Source organism: Cytobacillus solani (assembly GCF_006704205.1).
GTDB lineage: Bacteria > Bacillota > Bacilli > Bacillales > Cytobacillaceae > Cytobacillus > Cytobacillus solani.
Window position 1 is genome coordinate 4,159,140 of sequence record NZ_CP041305.1, and the last position, 19,671, is coordinate 4,178,810.

Annotated in this window: 22 protein-coding genes; 17 read left to right on the forward strand and 5 right to left on the reverse strand. The window is 38.4% G+C overall.

Going from position 1 to position 19,671, the window contains the following annotated elements; all coding sequences use genetic code 11:
* The first annotated feature begins 1 nt into the window (after position 1).
* The 5 genes from FI644_RS20870 (at position 2) to FI644_RS20885 (ending at position 2,548) form a co-directional block, all read left to right on the forward strand.
* Positions 2 to 700, forward strand: coding sequence for an ABC transporter ATP-binding protein (locus tag FI644_RS20870; RefSeq protein ID WP_053476316.1), 699 nt, complete (start codon positions 2 to 4; stop codon positions 698 to 700).
* Between the two features lie 121 nt (positions 701 to 821).
* The gene (locus tag FI644_RS26470; protein WP_156319122.1) at positions 822 to 971 is read left to right on the forward strand and encodes a hypothetical protein; all 150 of its coding nucleotides are present in this window, start codon (positions 822 to 824) and stop codon (positions 969 to 971) included.
* Between the two features lie 32 nt (positions 972 to 1,003).
* The gene (locus tag FI644_RS20875) at positions 1,004 to 1,639 is read left to right on the forward strand and encodes an FMN-dependent NADH-azoreductase (RefSeq protein ID WP_053476315.1); all 636 of its coding nucleotides are present in this window, start codon (positions 1,004 to 1,006) and stop codon (positions 1,637 to 1,639) included.
* Between the two features lie 388 nt (positions 1,640 to 2,027).
* Positions 2,028 to 2,288: a CGCGG family putative rSAM-modified RiPP protein gene (locus tag FI644_RS20880; protein WP_053476314.1), complete on the forward strand. Its 261-nt coding sequence runs from the start codon at positions 2,028 to 2,030 to the stop codon at positions 2,286 to 2,288.
* A complete protein-coding gene (locus FI644_RS20885) occupies positions 2,273 to 2,548 on the forward strand; it encodes a hypothetical protein (RefSeq protein ID WP_053476313.1) in 276 nt (91 codons plus the stop codon). The genes FI644_RS20880 and FI644_RS20885 overlap by 16 nt, the downstream gene beginning before the upstream one ends.
* Before the next feature lie 33 nt (positions 2,549 to 2,581).
* Here the strand turns inward: FI644_RS20885 and FI644_RS20890 are convergent, their stop codons facing one another.
* Positions 2,582 to 3,721 (reverse strand): CAP domain-containing protein, encoded by a 1,140-nt coding sequence (locus FI644_RS20890; RefSeq protein ID WP_053476312.1) that lies wholly within the window; start codon positions 3,719 to 3,721, stop codon positions 2,582 to 2,584.
* Positions 3,722 to 3,937: 216 nt separating this feature from the next.
* On the opposite strand from FI644_RS20890, the gene speD reads away from it, so the two are divergent.
* Positions 3,938 to 4,750, forward strand: coding sequence for an adenosylmethionine decarboxylase (speD, locus tag FI644_RS20895; RefSeq protein WP_053476311.1), 813 nt, complete (start codon positions 3,938 to 3,940; stop codon positions 4,748 to 4,750).
* A 94-nt stretch (positions 4,751 to 4,844) separates the two neighbouring features.
* Here speD and FI644_RS20900 read toward each other — a convergent pair whose 3' ends face one another.
* A complete protein-coding gene (locus tag FI644_RS20900) occupies positions 4,845 to 5,756 on the reverse strand; it encodes a MerR family transcriptional regulator (protein ID WP_142108799.1) in 912 nt (303 codons plus the stop codon).
* 242 nt (positions 5,757 to 5,998) lie between these two features.
* Between FI644_RS20900 and FI644_RS20905 the strand changes: the two genes are divergently transcribed.
* The 10 genes from FI644_RS20905 to narI all read left to right on the forward strand — a co-directional run bounded on the left by FI644_RS20905 (position 5,999) and on the right by narI (position 16,057).
* Positions 5,999 to 6,658, forward strand: a complete 660-nt coding sequence (locus FI644_RS20905; RefSeq protein WP_053476309.1) for a TetR/AcrR family transcriptional regulator — start codon at positions 5,999 to 6,001, stop codon at positions 6,656 to 6,658.
* A gap of 14 nt (positions 6,659 to 6,672) precedes the next feature.
* Entirely contained in the window at positions 6,673 to 7,443 is a 771-nt protein-coding gene (locus tag FI644_RS20910) for a CPBP family intramembrane glutamic endopeptidase (protein ID WP_053476308.1), read from the forward strand.
* A gap of 82 nt (positions 7,444 to 7,525) precedes the next feature.
* On the forward strand, positions 7,526 to 8,254 hold the full coding sequence (locus tag FI644_RS20915; RefSeq protein ID WP_053476307.1) for an AAA family ATPase: 729 nt from the start codon (positions 7,526 to 7,528) through the stop codon (positions 8,252 to 8,254).
* A 224-nt stretch (positions 8,255 to 8,478) separates the two neighbouring features.
* Positions 8,479 to 8,904, forward strand: coding sequence for a hemerythrin domain-containing protein (locus tag FI644_RS20920; RefSeq protein WP_056684965.1), 426 nt, complete (start codon positions 8,479 to 8,481; stop codon positions 8,902 to 8,904).
* 40 nt (positions 8,905 to 8,944) lie between these two features.
* Complete coding sequence (locus FI644_RS20925) at positions 8,945 to 9,256, forward strand: hypothetical protein (protein WP_245637792.1); 312 nt, start codon at positions 8,945 to 8,947, stop codon at positions 9,254 to 9,256.
* Between the two features lie 14 nt (positions 9,257 to 9,270).
* A complete protein-coding gene (locus tag FI644_RS20930) occupies positions 9,271 to 9,567 on the forward strand; it encodes a hypothetical protein (RefSeq protein WP_053476304.1) in 297 nt (98 codons plus the stop codon).
* Complete coding sequence (locus FI644_RS20935) at positions 9,548 to 13,231, forward strand: nitrate reductase subunit alpha (RefSeq protein ID WP_056684960.1); 3,684 nt, start codon at positions 9,548 to 9,550, stop codon at positions 13,229 to 13,231. The genes FI644_RS20930 and FI644_RS20935 overlap by 20 nt, the downstream gene beginning before the upstream one ends.
* Entirely contained in the window at positions 13,221 to 14,723 is a 1,503-nt protein-coding gene (narH, locus tag FI644_RS20940) for a nitrate reductase subunit beta (protein ID WP_053476302.1), read from the forward strand. Before FI644_RS20935 ends, narH begins: the two co-directional genes overlap by 11 nt.
* Complete coding sequence (gene narJ / locus FI644_RS20945) at positions 14,720 to 15,322, forward strand: nitrate reductase molybdenum cofactor assembly chaperone (protein WP_053476301.1); 603 nt, start codon at positions 14,720 to 14,722, stop codon at positions 15,320 to 15,322. Before narH ends, narJ begins: the two co-directional genes overlap by 4 nt.
* A gap of 42 nt (positions 15,323 to 15,364) precedes the next feature.
* Positions 15,365 to 16,057 carry a respiratory nitrate reductase subunit gamma gene (gene narI, locus FI644_RS20950; RefSeq protein WP_053476300.1) on the forward strand — a complete coding sequence of 231 codons (693 nt, stop codon included), beginning with the start codon at positions 15,365 to 15,367 and terminating at the stop codon, positions 16,055 to 16,057.
* Positions 16,058 to 16,182: 125 nt separating this feature from the next.
* Here narI and FI644_RS20955 read toward each other — a convergent pair whose 3' ends face one another.
* From FI644_RS20955 to FI644_RS20965, 3 genes are all read right to left on the reverse strand, one after another.
* Positions 16,183 to 17,676 carry a nitrate/nitrite transporter gene (locus FI644_RS20955; protein WP_053476299.1) on the reverse strand — a complete coding sequence of 498 codons (1,494 nt, stop codon included), beginning with the start codon at positions 17,674 to 17,676 and terminating at the stop codon, positions 16,183 to 16,185.
* Between the two features lie 134 nt (positions 17,677 to 17,810).
* On the reverse strand, positions 17,811 to 18,239 hold the full coding sequence (locus tag FI644_RS20960) for a cell wall hydrolase (RefSeq protein WP_053476298.1): 429 nt from the start codon (positions 18,237 to 18,239) through the stop codon (positions 17,811 to 17,813).
* A gap of 69 nt (positions 18,240 to 18,308) precedes the next feature.
* Positions 18,309 to 18,755, reverse strand: a complete 447-nt coding sequence (locus FI644_RS20965) for an OsmC family protein (RefSeq protein ID WP_053476297.1) — start codon at positions 18,753 to 18,755, stop codon at positions 18,309 to 18,311.
* A 156-nt stretch (positions 18,756 to 18,911) separates the two neighbouring features.
* On the opposite strand from FI644_RS20965, the gene FI644_RS20970 reads away from it, so the two are divergent.
* A complete protein-coding gene (locus tag FI644_RS20970; protein ID WP_053476296.1) occupies positions 18,912 to 19,667 on the forward strand; it encodes an exodeoxyribonuclease III in 756 nt (251 codons plus the stop codon).
* Positions 19,668 to 19,671: the final 4 nt, after the last annotated feature.

Genomic DNA, 19,671 nt, shown 5'->3' on the forward strand with positions numbered 1-19,671 from the left:
TATGATTTTAGAGCTGCAGAATATTTCAAAAAAATATAAAAACAAAATAGCCTTGGCCCCTGTAGATCTTACAATAAATAAAGGAGAATGCATTGTATTATGCGGCGGGAATGGTGCTGGAAAAAGTACAATGATTAAAATCTTAACAGGCATTGAAAATTCATCTACTGGCCAGGTCGTTTTTCACTCGGAAAAGAAGAAGCCATTTGCCTATATGCCTGACCAAATGAATTTTCCTCCCGAATTTACCCCTATTGAGATATTAAATTATTATGGGACATTTTTGAACACACCAAAAGTGAGAATTCAAGAAGTTCTAGTAGATGTTGGCTTATGGGAGAAACGTAATCAAAGGGTTGGAGGGTTCTCTAAAGGGATGTCTCAGCGGTTAAATTTAGCCCAATGCCTATTAGCGAATACAGATATTTATATCCTAGATGAACCGACGAACGGTTTGGATCCGTATTGGGTCATTCAATTTAAAGAAGTCATTCAAACATTGAAAAAACAGCAGAAAACGGTGATTGTTAGCAGCCATATTATGAGAGATGCCATTGAAATCGCAGATAAAGTATTAATCTTATTTAATGGAAAGGTTAAGTCATTTGGAACTTTGGACTGTATATATCGTGACTACGAGTGCAAATCGTTAGAAGAAGTATTTTTGTCCATTCATCAAAAGGAGATTAGTGCAAGTTAAAAAGCCAGAACGTCAGCATTCTGGCTTTTTTGATTTTTTTATAAAGAAAAGGGAATGATAATAGTATACCTTCTATATGGAGAAGGACATTATTTACAGAAACATTGGAGGGGGTAAAATAATGAATCAGCAGCCCTTGCATTATGATGGAAGATTTCAGCGAGACAGTAAAAATAACCATGAACTACAAAAGGAAATTCCATTCGAACTAACAGAGGAAATGAGGACAAGTATTGGGCAAAACCCATATTCAGTAAATAGCGAGGATTAGATTTAAATACATTAAGGAAGGTTGAGTGAAAGATGGCAAGAGTTCTATACATAACAGCACACCCTCATAATGAAACACAATCATATAGCATGGCAGTTGGAAAAGCATTCATTGATACTTATAAAGAAGCTAATCCGAATGATGAAATTGTGACCATTGATTTATATAAAGAGCAGATTCCACATATTGATGCAGATGTGTTCAGCGGGTGGGGGAAACTGCGTACTGGTTCAGCTTTTGACGATTTAACAGCAGAGGAGAAAGGTAAAGTGAGTCGCCTGGATGAATTAAGCAGCCAGTTTGTAGAAGGGGATAAGTATGTGTTTGTGACTCCTTTATGGAATTTTTCCTTTCCTCCAATCATGAAAGCATATTTGGACTCTGTCGCAGTAGCAGGAAAGACATTTAAATATACGGAACAAGGACCTATTGGACTACTGCCGGATAAAAAAGCCTTACATATTCAGGCTCGAGGAGGTTATTATTCAGAAGGTCCAGCTGCTGAAATGGAAATGGGCCATCGTTATATTCAAATTATAATGCAATTTTTTGGCATACCAATATTAGAAGGATTGTTCATAGAAGGACATAATGCACAACCAAATAAGGCAGAGGAAATTAAGGCAAATGCGATTGCTCGAGCCAAGGATCTAGCTCATACTTTTTAATAAAAAGAGAAAGTGATCAAACGTCTAGGTGTTGTCTAGACGTTTTTTGATTGATAGTCGTCATACGCGGTAAAGCTGGAGGAAGATGGACGATAATAGATCCTCATTTTTTTTGATAATCTGGAGATCAATTAAAATTTGGTTTAATCTTGCTCCATGGCCTTACTATCTGTTTAAGTTAATGCATATCGCTCCTTATCAACATAAATAAAATAACCAGCATTTCTTGCTCTTTCTCTGCTTATGATTTCGATTCAATCTTGTTTTTTTTGACACAATAATTCCGCCTAAAATGGATGCGATTTAATTTTTTTATATGATATGATTGGAATATCTTCATTACCACAAAAGATGAAGCAGGAAGTTATCGGCCAAGGGGGAATAATAGGTGGGGAAAAATTGGTCAATGGATCTTGAGCATAATGAATATGAAGACAATGTTGATCTAATCATTGAGGATGGGATTAAAGCAGTGCAGGAGACTGAACCAGGCTACTACGTGAATTTAGTAACCTCAGGACAATTTGGAAATCCAACTGATTATTTCGTCCCATTATTAACAGAGGTTTTTGGTGATACGATTCAGATGAAATTTATCGATCAGTGCGGATGTGGGGGGTATGTATTACGAGTATGGAAACAACATTAGCTAATATACATTCTCTAAGCCAATTTAAAAATCAACAAGTGATTATAAACTTTTACGAAGAAGATGAATTAGTTCAAAGAGAAGGTCTTTTTTTTGAATCCCTTCAAATTGTCGATTGTCTGCTTCAATTCAGCAAGGAGGGAATGATTGTTTTTGCACTTCCTTTTGATGGATTTATGTACTTCACACAACGGACTGAATTTAAGAATTTTTATTTTTTGGAAAAAGACAATAAACGAGTAGAGTTATACTTTCCCTAAAAATTTGGCTGGACCCATCCATAGCCCAGCCATTTACCTTCTGAAAAAATTCTCTGTGTAATAAGGATGTGAGTCCTCATTAAAAGCAACTCCGACACCTAAATATTGATATTCGGGACGAAGGATGTTTTCTCGATGCCCAAGTGAATTCATTAGTCCTTCATGTGCAAAAATGCTGCTGAACTGTCCAGTTGCCAAATTCTCTCCAGCAAATGTATAGAAAATATCATCCTCACTCATGCGGTCAAACGGGGATAGTCCATCAAGATTTGTATGAGAAAAGTAATTATTTTCTGCCATATCCTTGCTATGTTTCCTTGCCGTTTCTTTGACGTGTTCATCCCATCCTAATACATTCAATTGATGATTAACTCGAGCAGCATTCGTTAAGTCAAAGAGCTGATATTCAAAGCCTTCTTTTAATTGTTGACTACCGTTAGAATAAAAATTTTTTTTATTTGATTCAAGTTCTTGGGTAATAATTTGAAGAGAAGTGACAGTATTACCCTTGTGCTTATCGTAAAAAATAGTCACAAAACTTTCATCTAGAACGTACACATCATAATCACGATCGTTCTCCAGTTGAAAGTAGGTCATTCCTTTACGGATTTTGTCTAATGGATCTCCTAATTTTTCATGGACGTCGTTTTTTGTACTCCCTTGTTCAATGCCAACAGAAGAAGTAATTAAATCTTGGTTCGTATACAACCCAACAACCGTATTATTTTCATCGTATGCAATCATTAAAAAATTTTGATAATCATCATGATACGTATGCCATTCAGTTCCATATTCATTCCAAGAGGTACGCTTTGCCGTTCCGATTTCTTCCTCCACTTCAGACAGTTGTTCTCCTAGAATGATGTTATGAATCGAAAAGACTTGTTCAGTCGGGATAGATAAATTGGGTTTTTTTACTTGATTTGTTTCAGAATTATTATTTTTATTCGGACTAAGTGGTGAAGGATCTTCGTTTCCTGTTATTTCATTGACTTTTTGATAAATGCTATTTAAGGCGGCAGCAACATCTGGATGTTCGACTATGCCGCGAATTTCCGTCTTTATCGATTCCAATATAGGATAATATTCTGTTTTCTGAATCTGTTTCTCGATAAAAGGCCATGAAACAATGAAAATGAACAGCAGGACTAAAGTACGGAATAACCTTCTCAATGCTTACCCCACCTTTCTGCCATTTAATAAAATCATTTATTCCCTATATTATAAGTTTTAATAATAAAATTGAATAGCAGGACCTCTTTCCCTTTTTTTGGTTACAAATAAATTTGGCAAAATACTTATAAAGGAAAAGGCTGATTTTTATCGGTGAAATAGGGTAATATAACAATATTTAATTGAGGGAAAAACCTTTATAAGGGGGAAATACGATTGGAATTAACGCCTGAACAGCGAATTGAATTGCACGGATTTAATAACTTAACGAAATCGTTGAGCTTTAATATGTATGATATTTGTTATACAAAAACAAAAGAGGAGCGCGAAGCATACATTGAGTACATTGATGAAGAGTATAGTGCAGAAAGATTAACAAAAATACTTAACAGTGTTTCAGATATTATTGGTGCACATGTGTTAAATATTGCCCAACAGGATTATGAGCCTCAAGGTGCAAGTGTGACAATGCTTGTATCGGAAGGACCAGTTGTTGAAGTCCCAACAGAATCATACAATGAATCACCCGGACCTCTTCCAGGGTCAGTTGTCATGCAGCTTGATAAAAGTCATATTACAGTACATACGTATCCTGAATATCACCCGTCTGAAGGGATTAGTACATTTCGGGCAGATATTGACGTGTCTACATGTGGAGAGATTTCTCCACTGAAAGCTTTAAATTTTTTAATTCATTCTTTTGATACGGATATCATGACGATTGATTACCGGGTAAGGGGATTTACAAGGGATAAAGACGGGCATAAGCTTTTTATTGATCACAATATTAGTTCCATTCAAAATTATATTCCAGAAGAAGTGAAAAATGAATTTGATATGATTGATGTCAATATTTATCAATCCCATATTTTTCATACAAAATGCAGAATTCGTGACTTTGATCTCAATAATTATTTATTTGGCTATACGAAGGAAAAGCTCGATTTAGAGGAAGTAGAAGAAATTACTGAAAGATTGACTACTGAGATGGACGAAATCTTTTATGGAACGAATTTTGAATCTATATAATCCACATTATACCTGACACCCCAAGGGTGTCAGGCACCACACGTGGACATTTTCAATGACTATTATACGTTTGTGCTAGACTAGTGCCTGCAGATTATTTCCAGAACTTCCACCATGTCTCCTTCTTTTCTTCGCCTGCCGCAGCACTTCTAAAACTTAAAATCATATCTTGGAACATCACTTCACGCTGGTTGACGTCCCTCCAATACTCCTCACGTTCTCTATGAATCGTTTCCAAATAAATTTCCCGATCTGCGTTTAAAGTCTCAATAAGTGCGCTTATTTCTGTATGTGTAACCTCGGCAGAGCTAGAAATATAGTGAATCATCGTTTTAAACTCTTCTGCTGCAGCTTCTGAAGAATCCGCCACACGATGTGCAAGGTTGCGAATTTGCTCTGTCGTACCTTTTGAAGACTTTGCAATTCTTTTTGATAAAGTTACAAGCTTTTCTGAAGTATGCTCAGAAATTTTATGTATGTCCTCGGAAAGATGATCAATTTCGGCGATCGTTCTTTCGTTTGATTTATATATGGAATCTGATAGACTTTTAACTGTGTGTACTGAACCTTTGAGGATTTCTTTTTTAACCTCGTCAATTACTTCTTTACGAACCCCGTGCCGGATTTCATCACGTACATCATCGATTATTTCGTCCTTCCATGATTTCATTGCTGCTAGAAATTCGTCAATATCATTATTTGATGTGGAGGATTCCACTTTTTCTGATCGTACTGGTAATAATGTTGCTTCGGCAGTGTTGGATACCTTCTGTAATTGAAAATCCTTTTCGATAATTCCTCTGATCATGTCTTTGCTAAGACTTTTATCATAAAGCTGTTTGATTGTTTCCAGCAGACTCATTTCATCATCTGTATAATAACGTGCTCCCTGCTTAGTACGGGGAATCGCGAGCAGCCCATCAAGCTCTTTTTCCCACTGCCTTAATTTTCCAGGTGATACACTTAATTTTTTTGCTGCTTCTTTAATCGCGTATGATTTATTCATTTTGTTTTCCAGCCCTTTCTGAGAAATGAAATGTCTATATTGGATTCTTTTTTTACTAATTCAGCAAGGACCCTTCTATTTTCCTGCCTCGTGACAAAAGCTATCAAAAGAAGACGGATTTCAGCAAAAAAGAAGTATTTTGTAAAAATGACTACTCTGTCATTTATTTATTGACAATGAATAGCTTATGCCATACTATAAAAATGACAGTGATGTCATTTTTACTATAGAAGGTGGTTACTATGCCAAAGGTCAACCATGAATATGTGATAAGAAAGAAAAGCAGCATTATAGAAGCTGCTTTATCTGTGTGTAAGGTTAAACCTCTATATGAAATTACGATGAAAGATATCATTAATGCATCAGGATTAAGTCAAGGTGGAATCTATCGATATTATTCGGATTTAGACGAGATACTTGTTGCAGTGATTAATCAGTCCAATTCAAATGTAGAATATACGCAAGAAATTGATGCAATCATTGATAATAGCAATTCTCCCAAAGAAACAATAGAAAATTTGTTTACTTTCCTTGGTGAATACATAAAAGAAAACTTATCAACAGTTGGTAAAATTCAATTTGAGCTCACAATCATATTTGCAAATAATCCTGAAAGACAGAAGAAAATGTTATCAAACATAACTGAAAATGAAAGCGGCCAATATTTGATCGAGCGGTTATTTAGTACAATTCATGAGGGAATTTCAAATGGGAGCTTTAAGCCAGTAGTTTCACTAGAAGACTTATTTCCGTTTATTATGACTTCTATTGATGGCATTGTAAGAGATGTGGTTTTACAAAAATGTTATGGTATGTTCCAAAATGAAGAAAAGCAACTTGACGAAATTCGTCTAATGGATACACTGTGCAAGTCCGTATTATTATTCTTAGGGTCTAAATAAGGGGAGGGTCACGTTTGGGAAAGGGGATAAGAAGGTTTCTAGTTTACACATTTGTTTCCTCATGGATACTATGGGGCAGTTTAGCCATATTAACACAGTTTAATCTGCTCAGCTTTGGAACTCCATTTTCGATGGTGTTGTTTATTCTTGGTGGTGTTACTCCAGCCATTTGTGAGATATGGCTGAAAAAGCGACATAGTTCTAAAGAAGAATTTCAATCATTTGTAAATAATATAAAAAATCCTAGACACCCATTAGGATTGTATCTATTTACCATTGGACTTGCTTTTTCAGCTTGTTTTTTGCCGACTCTTTGGGATGGAGCAACCATGGAGAACCCTTTATATCTGGCGTTGATTGAATTTCCAATTATGATTATTGGAGGCGGATTGGAAGAGATAGGCTGGCGTGGCTATTTACAGTCTGCTTTGCAAAAAAAGTGGTCGTCATTTTCTAGTACGCTCATTGTTGGATGTATTTGGGCAATCTGGCATCTGCCATTATGGTTCGTGGTTGGTTCAAATCAAATGAGTATGAACTTTCTTTGGTTCACTCTTTGTGCACTGGGATTATCTTTTCTGCTTACTGTCATTTATTTATCTTCAAATAGTATTTTTCTATGTATTATTTTTCATGCACTAATCAATTCATTCTGGGATGTATATATCCCGGTTACGAATATTCCGTCTGGATTATATACACTTTTGTTTGCCCTATTTATTTTTACCGTATTTGAAATTAATCAAAAAAGAAATAGTACAAAAGGGCATAATTTACGACTTTAATGACAATGTTTGCAAGCAATCTTTAAATCATACCTCATTATTTTTCCAATAATTTTTTCTAATTGAGGAGGTTTCTTTCATTATGTTTTTAAAAAGAATTAGCCTTTTACGTGACGAAATCCCATCCGCTAATCAGTATCCATTTTCTATCCCTTCCATCAGTAGTATCGAAGAACTTAAGTTGGATCATGCTGTTACATTTTTTGTAGGTGAAAATGGGTCTGGGAAATCAACTTTATTAGAAGCGATTGCTGATAAATGTGAATTTAATACGGCTGGTGGCGGAAGAAATAACATATATGATGTACATGCATCTGGTTCTTCTTTAACGGATTTCATACGTTTATCCTGGATGCCAAAGGTGACAAATGGCTTTTTCCTAAGAGCAGAATCCTTCTATCATTTTGCCTCCTATTTAGATGAGGTTGATGATACAGGATATAGGCAATATGGTGGAAAGTCCTTGCATGAGCAATCACATGGGGAATCTTTTTTCTCTCTATTCTTAAATCGTTTTAAAGGAAATGCTATTTATCTTTTAGATGAGCCTGAAGCAGCACTATCACCGCAAAGGCAGCTGTCCTTCCTGCGGATTATTCATGATTTAACCCGTAATGGAAATGCTCAATTTATCATTGCCAGCCATTCACCTATTCTACTAGGCTATCCGAATGCAAAAATATTTAGCTTTGATCATGGAGAGATTGCTGAAGTGGCCTATGAGGATACGGATCATTACCAGATAACAAAATACTTCTTGCAAAATCGGGAACGGTTTTTGAAGGAACTTTTTTTAGACGATGGTGAATAAGGAATCCTATGACATAGTAGTAAACAAATAGATAACTTTTATTAAGAAGATGGATGTTTCCAAACTGGAGCCATTCATCTTCTTTTTTTGCAAATTACGTCAAAAACTCATAATGTTCACAATTTAAGTCGTATTGACAAGTTTAGTAACTACTAATGTGGGGAAACTGACTAATAAATTTACTAGGACTACTAGACAGTAGTTTGGAAGGATGGAGATAGCGAATGTCAGGACCAAGTTTAAAAAAACCAGATGCCCATTCATCGATCCATGAGGCGGCATTAAATGAAGCAAAGGAATTGAGAGATATTTTTCAGCGCTGTTTGGAGGATGGGCAAAAGGAAAAAGCACTCCAAGTTGCTGAAGTGATCATTGAACATTGGGAGACACGGACACTAAAGCATGCAGAATCGGAAGAAGAGGGCTTATACAAAGAAATGGTCATGGAAAATCCTGAGTTAAAGGATTTAGTCGTTCAACTTACTCGAGATCATGACATCATGAGAAGAATTGTCCAGCAAATGAAAGAATTGCTTCAAAAACAAGAGGTTGATGGGGAGTTCACGACATTAATGGATGGCGTTATCATTGTTGATCTGGTCCATAACGAGGATGAAATGAATAAATTACTGCACAATAGCAAACACTAACGCAGGGAAATTAAGGAAATTGGTAGCGAGGAGGATGCAAATGGGAGAGTTCAAACTGCAAAAGGAAGAATCATTACGGATTGCTGCTCCGAATGTATATAGAAGGATGATAGAAACCTTTGAGAAATATAATATCCATCCGTATGATGCCCATGGAACTGTAATCAAAACGCAAGAGGGTCTAGAAATTACTTTAAGGCTTTCAAATCATTTCAATGAGATCGCGAAAACAGAAATTAGTTTTGAACAAGCACAGCGGCCTGATGAAGAACTTTCTTGCTTTTTCGAACAGGCAGCTGAAAAATGCAAGAATCAATTAATCACTGACTATTTTAAAATGATTAAGCTTTAGAAAGGGCTGGTAGCGTGTTTTCATTTGAAACAGATGCATTACTTGTAAATGATCGAGAAGACCTAATTGCTGTATTACGTATGAGATTCGGATCCCTATCTGGAGAAATCATAGAGAAAATATATGAAATAAATGAATATAGTACATTGCAACGACTCATTCTTGCGGCAGCCAATGCTGCGAATTGGGCTGTTTTTGAAGAGGAATTACTAGCTAGCAAGGACTCATTTCGCATTCTGGGAGAGGAATTTAATCCACTAAGAGATAGCTTAAAAGGAGGAGAATGCATAGATGGAGCAAAGACAAAATAAGCTCATTCAGGCACTCAGGCATTTAAAGCGCGGCGAACGAATCAATGATGGCTGGACGGAAGAAAGCCCTCGTCCTCGTAACTCAGAAGATCTCTATAGAAGGCGTTGGCAGTACGATAAAATCGTTCGCTCTACACATGGAGTAAACTGTACAGGCTCCTGCAGCTGGAGAATTCATGTCAAGGATGGAATTATTGCTTACGAAACTCAGCAAACAGACTATCCATCTACTGGTGAAAACTTTCCAGATTATGAACCCCGAGGATGTCCAAGGGGTGCAAGCTTTTCTTGGTATACGTACAGTCCGACTCGAGTAAAGCATCCATACGTACGAGGGGATCTATATGAATTGTGGAAAGAAGAATTGAAGGCAGCTGATAATCCTGTTCAGGCATGGGAGAACATTGTCACAAATCCTGAAAAGCGAAATAGATATGTGAAGGCAAGAGGGAAAGGGGGGTTTGTCCGTGGAAGCTGGAAGGAGCTTTGTCAATTAATTGCAGCGTCTACCATATATACAATCAAAAAATATGGACCTGACAGGATTGTCGGATTCAGTCCAATTCCAGCGATGTCGATGATTAGTTATTCTGGCGGAACAAGATTTCTATCACTAATTGGCGGAACGATTCTAAGTTTCTATGATTGGTATGCGGATTTGCCGCCAGCTTCTCCCCAAGTATGGGGCGATCAAACGGATGTTCCAGAGAGTGGTGATTGGTACAACACGAAATACTTCATTATCTGGGGGACAAATATCCCGCAAACGAGAACGCCAGACGCGCATTTTATGGTGGAATCCCGCTACAACGGTACGAAAGTTGTCGGAGTGAGTCCAGACTACGCTGAATACGATAAATTTGCCGATATCTGGCTGCCAGCAAAGCCTGGTACAGATGGGGCACTTGCTATGGCAATGACCCATGTCATTTTAAAGGAATTTTATGTAGATAAAGAAACACCATATTTTAATGATTATGCCAAGCAGTATACAGATCTTCCGTTTCTAGTCATTTTAGATAGGAAGGAAGGAGAATTTCGTTCCGACCGCTTTTTAAGAGCTTCCGATATTGAAACGAATCATGAGCTCGGTGAATGGAAAACAGTCGTTTGGGATGAAAAGACGAATCAAATGGTTATTCCTACAGGCAGTCAAGGCTTTCGCTGGGATAGCGGCAATAAGTGGAACCTTGATTTGAAGAGTGAAGACGGGCAAGAAATTAATCCAAAGCTTAGCTTCCTTAAAGATTCAGATCAAGTCGTCATGGTAGATTTCCCTTATTTTGCTGAAAAAGAAGGCGGAAAGGTCGGCCGAGGAGTACCTGTGAAGGTGATTACAGATCAGTTTGGCAATGAAATGACTGTTACAACTGTTTATGATTTAATGATGGCACATACAGGAATTAATCGTGGGCTTGAAGGTAATTATCCTGATGATTATAACGATCCAGATAAGCCGTATACACCCGCTTGGCAGGAGAGTATTACTGGTGTGAAGAAGGAACATGTCATTCAAGTTGCAAGAGAATTTGCCGCTAATGCCGAACAGACAAATGGAAAATCAATGATTGCGATGGGTGGCGGGACGAATCACTGGTTCCACAGTGATCAAATCTATCGTTCCATTTTAAATCTTATTTTATTGACAGGTTCTCAAGGGGTAAATGGGGGTGGCTGGGCTCATTATGTTGGACAAGAGAAGGTACGTCCAATTGAAGGCTTTTCCCAAATTGCCTTTGCAAATGATTGGGTAAAATCACCTCGGTTTATGAACGGTACATCATTTTTCTATTTTGCAACAGAGCAGTTTAGATATGAATATTTAGCTGATGGTGAGAAGAATGAGTGGGGTGGAAAATATAGCAATATGCATCCTGCTGATTTCAATGCAATGTCAGCACGGTTAGGCTGGCTGCCAAGTTTCCCACAGTGGACACAGAATTCACTAGAAGTGATGAAGGAAGCACGGGAAAAATATAAAGACGATGACCAAGCGATTATAAAGGATGTTGCTAAACAAATTTCGGATGGAAAAATAAATTATGCAATCGAAAACCCAAATGATCCACGGAACTTTCCTCACATTTTCTTTAACTGGCGCTCAAACCTTCTTGGAGACAGTGGAAAAGGACATGAATATTTTGTTAAGCATTTAATTGGTGCTGATGACTCAGTCCTGACAGATACGGAAAATTCTTGGCAGCCAGAGAAGATTAAAATTGATGAAAAGCCACCTGAAGGAAAGACCGATTTATTTATTGCAATGGATTTTCGGATGACAAGCTCGGGGCTGTTTTCCGATATTATTTTACCAGCTGCAACATGGTACGAGAAATTTGATATTAGTACGACAGACCTCCATCCATTTGTTCATCCTTTTAATGCGGCAATCTCACCGCCATGGGAAACCAAGAGCGATTGGGATGCTTTTAGAGAAATTACGAAGGAATTTTCCGAGCTTGCTAAGGTGCATCTTCCTGCACAGGAAGATCTAGTGATGTCCCCGTTGGCGCATGATACGGTCAATGAAATTGCACAGCCGATGGGTAAAGTGAAGGATTGGCGAAATGGGGAAGTGGAAGCGATTCCTGGGAAAACGATGTCAAATTTGAACATTGTCAAACGTGATTACCCTAATGTATACAATATGTGGACTACGGTCGGGCCAAATATTCGAAATGGGTACGGAACAAAAGGCGTAAAGGTGAATGGAGAGAAGGCATATCAAGAATTATTAAATCGTCTTGGTGTTTCTAAGCGTGAGGGGGTTGGCAAAGGACATCCAGATCTTTATTCGGATAAACAAGCAATTAATGCTATTCTCCTCATGTCAGGTGCCACAAATGGAAAAAGAGCTGTTGAAGGCTGGAAGTCCATGGAGGAAAAGACTGGGAAAAAGCTTGGTCATATCTCAGAGGCGCGTGAAGAGGAAGATTATACTTTAGATGCCTTAAGTGTTCAGCCTCTTCAAACGATATCAACCCCGGTTTGGAGCGGACTAGAAAATGATAATCGACGCTATTCACCGTTTACAGTGAATAAGGAATACAATATTCCTTGGCATACACTGACAGGCCGCCAAAGCTTTTATATTGATCATGAAGTGATGCTGGATTATGGCGAAGGGCTTCCATTATATTTGCCACCTGTAAATTTATCGCCATTTTTAAAAGGGGAAAAAGAAGTGGAGAACAAAGGGAAATCCTTAACACTCCGCTACATGACGCCACACCAAAAATGGGGCATTCATACAATGTTTACTGATACAAATCAAATGGTTCAGCTATTCCGCGGCTGGCAGGTTGTATGGCTAAATGAAAAGGACGCTGCTTCCGCAGGAATTAAAGACAATGATTGGATTGAAGTATATAACCGAAATGGTGTCGTAGCAGCAAGGGCAATCCTAACATACCGTCTTCCACGCGGTGTTGCCTACATGTATCATGCGCAGGATCGAACGATGGGAGTACCCGGAAACACGATCAACAAAAAACGCGGAGGTACTCATAATAGTGTGACACGAATTAATCCGAAGGCGACACATATGATTGGCGGGTATTCCCAGCTAAGCTATGGATTTAACTACTATGGCCCGACGGGAAGCAACCGAGACACAATGACCGTGATCCGTCCGTTGAAGGAGGTCGATTGGCTTGAGAATTAAAGCTCAAGTAGCGATGGTGATGCACCTGGATAAATGTATTGGCTGTCATACTTGTTCAGTGACATGCAAGAACACATGGACAAACCGCCCTGGCATGGAATATGTCTGGTATAACAATGTGGAAACTCGCCCAGGACCAGGCTACCCGAAGGAATGGGAAAATACAGACCGCTACAAAGGCGGATGGACGTTAAGAAATGGACAGCTGCATTTACGCGCAGGCGGACCTGTATCAAAGCTAGCAAATATTTTCTACAATCCGAATATGGCAACGATCGATGATTTTTACGAGCCATGGACATATGACTTTGAGCATCTTCATAAAGCTCCCAAAAAGGAGAATTTACCAGTTGCACGTCCTAAGTCAATGATTACCGGTAAATATATCGATAAGCCAGAATGGGGATCAAATTGGGATGATGACCTCGCAGGCGGCAGTGAAATTGTGCCGATGGATCCAAATGTGCAAAAGCTGCAGGAACATATTGCGATGGAATATGAGAAAACATTCATGATGTATTTGCCGCGGATATGCGAGCATTGCTTGAATCCATCCTGTGTTGCTTCTTGTCCATCGGGGGCGCTTTATAAAAGAGATGAAGACGGGATTGTCCTTGTAGATCAAGATGCTTGCCGAGGGTGGCGATTCTGCATGAACGGCTGCCCGTATCATAAGGTGTACTACAATTGGAATACACATAAAGCAGAGAAATGTAATTTCTGTTATCCAAGAACTGAAGCGGGGCTTCCGACAGTTTGTTCAGAAACATGTGTGGGACGGATTCGTTATATAGGTGTTGTGCTATATGATGCGGATCGTGTAAAGGAAGCGGCATCTGTTGAAGATCCTAAGGATTTATATGAGGCACAACTATCAGTTTTCCTCGATCCTAATGATCCAGATGTGATTGAAAAAGCGCGTGAAGCAGGCATTAATGAGAGTTGGATCAAAAGTGCGCAGGAGTCACCAATTTATAAAATGGCCATGAAGTGGAAGATTGCTTTGCCGCTCCATCCTGAATATCGCACACTCCCAATGGTTTGGTACGTTCCGCCGCTTAGTCCAATTATGAATCATATTACAAATGAGCAAGATTTAAGCATGGATGGCTATATTCCTGCGGTAGATGATATGAGGATTCCGATGGAATATTTAGCTTCGTTATTATCAGCTGATGATACGAGTGTTATTCGCAGGGTTCTGCTAAAGATGGCTGCGATGCGCGTTCATATGCGAGCGAAAACGGTCGGAGGTATGGATGAAATGAAGGCGAGCAAGCTGCTTCAGGAAGCTGGAACAACTATGGAAGAATTAGAAGATATGGCACGTTTACTAGGCGTAGCAAAATACAATGAACGGTTCGTTATTCCGACTGGAAGACGTGAAATGGATGATAACTTACATTATCGTCAAGGAGCATGCAGTATCGAAGGGTTAGCGCCTGCTGAAGGCATGGTGACGTATCCGTATGAAAGAAGTGATCTTGGATGAAAGAAGAACTAGCAGAAATACTTGTTGTTACTTCACGCTTCCTGGATTATCCTGATCAACAGTTTTATCAGGAATGTTCAAGCTTGGATACTTACTTAAATACTTTCATCACTGCTGAAGAAATGCAAAAGGAAATGTATCAGCGGTTAAAACCACTTTTTTCCTTAGGATTAAAGGATTTACAGGAACTCTATGTGGAGACCTTTGATTATAAGGAGAAAACGGGATTGTATTTAACAGCTCAAGAATTAGGTGATAGCAGAAGACGCGGGGATGCGTTAATTCGCTTACAAAAATTAATTGCTGATTTAGGATTTGAAAAGGTAGGAATAGAATTGACGGACTATATTCCGATGCTGATGGAGCTACTGGCTGTAGCTCCTGAAAACGAGGAAATTCGCCACTTAAAACGGAGACTTGCTTATGCGATCCATCGAATCTTTTCACAGGTTTCAAGCAGCAACCCATACTTTCAAATTTTTGATTCATTAATGACTCATGTCTTTGAGGCACCGAGTTCAGAAGAGATTGCTCGATTGCTCAACGAACGGGAGGAAGCCGATTTAGATGAACTGCCTTACCCGATGCTCTATCGCTAATCGCTGTAATCATATGAATGAAATCTATTAAGGAGGACAGACATGGGATTTTTTTGGTGGGGGATTTTTCCTTATATTGTCGGTACGATTTTAGTCGTTGCTTCTGTTTATCGCTTTGTCTTTCGCGGGACAAGCTGGCATGCACCATCTACAGAAATTTTTGAAAAAAAATGGTTAAGGATCGGTTCATTGCTTTTTCATTGGGGAATACTCTTAGCCTTTATAGGGCATGTAATGGGAGTTTTGATCCCGATTGAATTTTATGAGTCAATTGGTGTGACTGACCATCTTTATCATTTTGGAGCAATTGCAGGTGGAGGAATTGCGGGTCTAATGGTTGTTATTGGTTTGATTATCCTGCTGATTCGTAAGTTTTCAAACCCAAGAGTGAAAGTGCATGCATCATTTGCTGACTATTTTACAGTAATCTGGCTAATTGTCGTTGCTGGTTTAGGTACGTATATGACTCTTGTTTATAATACGACGGTTGTGGCATATGAATATCGGGTAACAATTGGTCCTTGGTTCAGAAGCCTATTTACCCTCCAGCCTGAGTATGAGCTGATGACTGGAGTACCATTATTGTTCCAATTACATGTGTTATCGTCATTCATCTTATTTGCAGCTATTCCTTTTACACAGCTGATCCATATGTTTAGTTTTCCGGGCCGTTATCCTGCTCGTGCACCACAGCAGTATCGGGCACGTGACGGATATAAGAACAGCCGTCCGTAAAAAAATCACTTTCCGTTTTGGAAAGTGATTTTTTTTAATGCTTTTTATTAAATTGAGAGCAACTGCGAAGTTTTATCGAGCATTTCTTAAAATTTATCGTGTCATCATAGATTGATTAAGCATTTTTATTGATTGGTAATATCACTAAACATAGCCACATGCTTTTTTGGATGACCGGAATCGTCCTTAAGTGTACTGATCGTTAGCCATTCTAAATAGGTTTCGCCATTTTTTCGTTTGTTCCAGATTTCTCCTTGCCAATACCCAAATTCATCAATTTCTTTCCACATATGTTTGTAAAATTCCTTATCATGCTTACCCGAATGCAAGATATTTGGTGTTTTGCCGACAGCTTCATCCAGTGTGAAACCAGTCACTTTTGTAAAAGCTGGATTAACCTGCTGAATAATACCATTTAAATCAGTGACCATTATTCCTTGACCAGTGCTTTCCACAATTTGATTGGCAAGACTCAATTTGTCTTGGTAATAAAGCCAAACAACAAGAATTGTACTTGCTAATGCAAATTCAGATAGGGACATGAACCCAATGGCATAGTGACCAGTCCAATTGTGCAAAATGGTTAAAATGATTGGAGGGAAGAAGCCTCCTAGTCCACCCATTGCAGATACGATTCCATTGACAATACCTGCTTGCTTTGAAAAATAAAGCGGGACAAGCTTGAAAATAACTCCATTTCCTATACCAGCACAAATAGCTACTGCCAAGCAGCCAACTGTGTAAATGGGAAGGGAGGGTGTAAAGGATAATAAGAATCCAGCAAAGGTAAGGCCAGAAAAGACAACTACTAAAATTAAAAAGGAATTAAACTTGTCACCTAACCATCCCCCAATAGGACGGAGAAAAGTTGCTAGAGCGATAAAACCTGCTGTTCTAAAGCCTGCATCCACTTTCTCTAATCCAAAATGGTTAACTAGAAAGTTTGGAAGGTAAATCGTAAACGCAACAAATGATCCAAATGTAATGAAATAAAATAGGCTAAGCAGCCAAAGCTTTGGATTTTTATATACACTTTTAAATTGCTGTGAAAAAACAGCATGAACTTTTTTCTCTTTGCGGTCGCCAAGTGTGAAGTTTAATAGTGCCACTAAAATTAATAAGATGATATAAAATTGAATCGTTAATCTCCAGCCAAATGAATCAGCAAGAACGGGTGCTAAAAACGATGTTAGAGCCGTCCCAATATTACCCGCCCCATAAATACCATTTACAAAGCCGTGCTTTTCCTTCGGATAATATTTAGGAAGAGAGGTGACTCCTACTGAAAAGACGGCACCTCCAATTCCGACGAGCAAACCGCCAAGAATCAACATGAAAAATGAATTGGCTAAACTAATGATAATGACAGGCAAGATAAGGATGATAAAACTAATCGTAAAGATTATTCTTGCTCCATATCTGTTTGTCCAGAATCCAATTGGTATTCGAAGGAGTGATCCCAGAATAACAGGTGTAGCTGTTACTAAGGTCATTTGATTGGCTGTAAGTGTAATATCAGCAGAAATGTAGGGCATTAAAGATGAGAGAATGACCCAGACCATAAAGCCAAGAACAAGGCTGGATGTTTGTAATGTTAACTGGAAATTTCCTTTCTGCATGATAAGCTCCTTTCTATTCAATACTATTTGTAGTTTGTGTTTATAGACGCTTTTCATACTTATAACCGTTTTACCCATATAATACACATAAAATAAAAAAATGCTTACTCCACAGTCGGAATAAGCAAAGATGTTTAAAATGTATTATAGACATTTTCACATTCAACAGCTAATGGCTCGTAAAAACAATGCAGTTTAAATCGACCAACGAGTGGTTGGTTGTACCAAGTAGGTGGACAATCCCCGGGAGGACGGAAATACCATAAAGCATATTTTGCTGGCCAAGGCCTTTCTCCTCTTACTGCACGACGAGCTAAACGTCTCTCACTTTCCCTTGGTCTTTGATAAAAATATCCTTTTTGAACTGCTTCAAATGCATGTGGCTGATAGACCATATCTGGAATCGTCCTTAAACCTTTGAAATCAGAACAATTTGCTCGTATTCTGTTTATTCCTACTGCGCCAACAAGCATCATCCCTTGAACTCCTTCACCTTCAGCCTCAGCCCGAAGCAATCTTGCTAACAAATCAATATCTGCTTGTTTATGTGCGACAACTGCCATTTAATCACCACCATTGATGTTATACAGTTAGCATATTGTCGAGGATACAAAATGATGTTTGTCTAAGAACTAGTTCTTCAAAATAGCTGCTTCTAGTTCGATCTCTACATTTCCTTTTAATGCACGTGAAATCATACATGAAGTTTCAGCTTTCTGAGCAAGCTTTAGCGCAAGCTCAGAGTCCTCGTCAGTCGCATCTTTTTTAAGAACAATGACTGGACGGTGAATAATTTTTTTATAGGTAATAATGCCTTTAGTCACATCAACAACACCAACCGACTCCATCGTTAAATCAACTTTTTCCAGTTTGCTTCGCTCCATCATTGCAGCTAACGTAATGATGTAACAAGTCGCTGCAGCTCCAAGCAGCATTTCATCTGGATTTGTTCCTATTCCCGGTCCATCCATTTCAGGTGGGATGGAAACCTTTGTTTTCAATTGTCCTGATTCAATATCACCAACATCATTGCGCAAACCAGGCCAATGAGCCTTTAAATGAAATAGATGTTCTGCCATGTAAATTCCTCCTTTTTTTAACTATAAACGATTTTCAAAAAAACTTCGCTTTATAAAGTATTCTTTAATCTACTGCGAATATCAATATTATGCATGAAAGAGCGATTCATGTTAATCTAGTATTCTAATAGATTTTTTATAAGGAGTATTTCAACAATGAAATTTGTTTCATGGAATGTTAATGGACTTAGAGCCTGCGTGAAGAAGGGCTTTTTAGATTATTTTAATAAAATTGATGCAGATATTTTCTGTATTCAGGAGTCAAAGCTGCAGGAAGGGCAGATCGTGTTAGAGCTAGAAGGGTATCATCAATTTTGGAATTATGCGTTGAAAAAAGGATATTCAGGAACGGCTGTTTTTACGAAGAAAAAACCAATTTCTGTTAAGTATGGAGTAGGGGAAATAGAGAGTGAAAATGAAGGCAGAATTATTACGCTTGAGTTTGAAGACTTTTACCTAGTTAATGTGTATACACCGAATTCGCAGAGGGATCTAGCCCGACTCTCTTATCGATTGGAATGGGAAGAAGAGCTTCGAACATATCTTCAAGAGCTTGATCAATTAAAACCAGTTGTATATTGCGGGGATTTAAATGTCGCTCATAATGAGATAGATTTAAAAAATGCAAAATCTAATCATGGAAATTCTGGATTTACAACAGAAGAACGGGAGAAAATGACGACACTACTGAATTCTGGTTTTGTTGATTCTTTCAGATATGTTTATCCTGATGCTGAAGGTGCTTATACTTGGTGGTCCTATATGATGAAAGTAAGAGAGAGGAATATCGGCTGGCGGATTGATTATTTCATCGTTTCTGAACGATTAAAAAATTCGATACAAGCGGCTGAAATTCACAGTGAAGTCATGGGGAGTGACCACTGCCCTGTTGTATTGGAAATGGATATTTAGGAAT

Coding starts and splice junctions, on each gene's coding strand:
- FI644_RS20870 (WP_053476316.1), top strand. CDS start 2: ATGATTTTAGAGCTGCAGAATATTTCAAAAAAATATAAAAACAAAATA.
- FI644_RS26470 (WP_156319122.1), top strand. CDS start 822: ATGAATCAGCAGCCCTTGCATTATGATGGAAGATTTCAGCGAGACAGT.
- FI644_RS20875 (WP_053476315.1), top strand. CDS start 1,004: ATGGCAAGAGTTCTATACATAACAGCACACCCTCATAATGAAACACAA.
- FI644_RS20885 (WP_053476313.1), top strand. CDS start 2,273: ATGGAAACAACATTAGCTAATATACATTCTCTAAGCCAATTTAAAAAT.
- FI644_RS20900 (WP_142108799.1), bottom strand. CDS start 5,756: ATGAATAAATCATACGCGATTAAAGAAGCAGCAAAAAAATTAAGTGTA.
- FI644_RS20905 (WP_053476309.1), top strand. CDS start 5,999: ATGCCAAAGGTCAACCATGAATATGTGATAAGAAAGAAAAGCAGCATT.
- FI644_RS20915 (WP_053476307.1), top strand. CDS start 7,526: ATGTTTTTAAAAAGAATTAGCCTTTTACGTGACGAAATCCCATCCGCT.
- FI644_RS20920 (WP_056684965.1), top strand. CDS start 8,479: ATGTCAGGACCAAGTTTAAAAAAACCAGATGCCCATTCATCGATCCAT.
- FI644_RS20925 (WP_245637792.1), top strand. CDS start 8,945: ATGGGAGAGTTCAAACTGCAAAAGGAAGAATCATTACGGATTGCTGCT.
- FI644_RS20935 (WP_056684960.1), top strand. CDS start 9,548: ATGGAGCAAAGACAAAATAAGCTCATTCAGGCACTCAGGCATTTAAAG.
- narJ (WP_053476301.1), top strand. CDS start 14,720: ATGAAAGAAGAACTAGCAGAAATACTTGTTGTTACTTCACGCTTCCTG.
- narI (WP_053476300.1), top strand. CDS start 15,365: ATGGGATTTTTTTGGTGGGGGATTTTTCCTTATATTGTCGGTACGATT.
- FI644_RS20955 (WP_053476299.1), bottom strand. CDS start 17,676: ATGCAGAAAGGAAATTTCCAGTTAACATTACAAACATCCAGCCTTGTT.
- FI644_RS20960 (WP_053476298.1), bottom strand. CDS start 18,239: ATGGCAGTTGTCGCACATAAACAAGCAGATATTGATTTGTTAGCAAGA.
- FI644_RS20965 (WP_053476297.1), bottom strand. CDS start 18,755: ATGGCAGAACATCTATTTCATTTAAAGGCTCATTGGCCTGGTTTGCGC.
- FI644_RS20970 (WP_053476296.1), top strand. CDS start 18,912: ATGAAATTTGTTTCATGGAATGTTAATGGACTTAGAGCCTGCGTGAAG.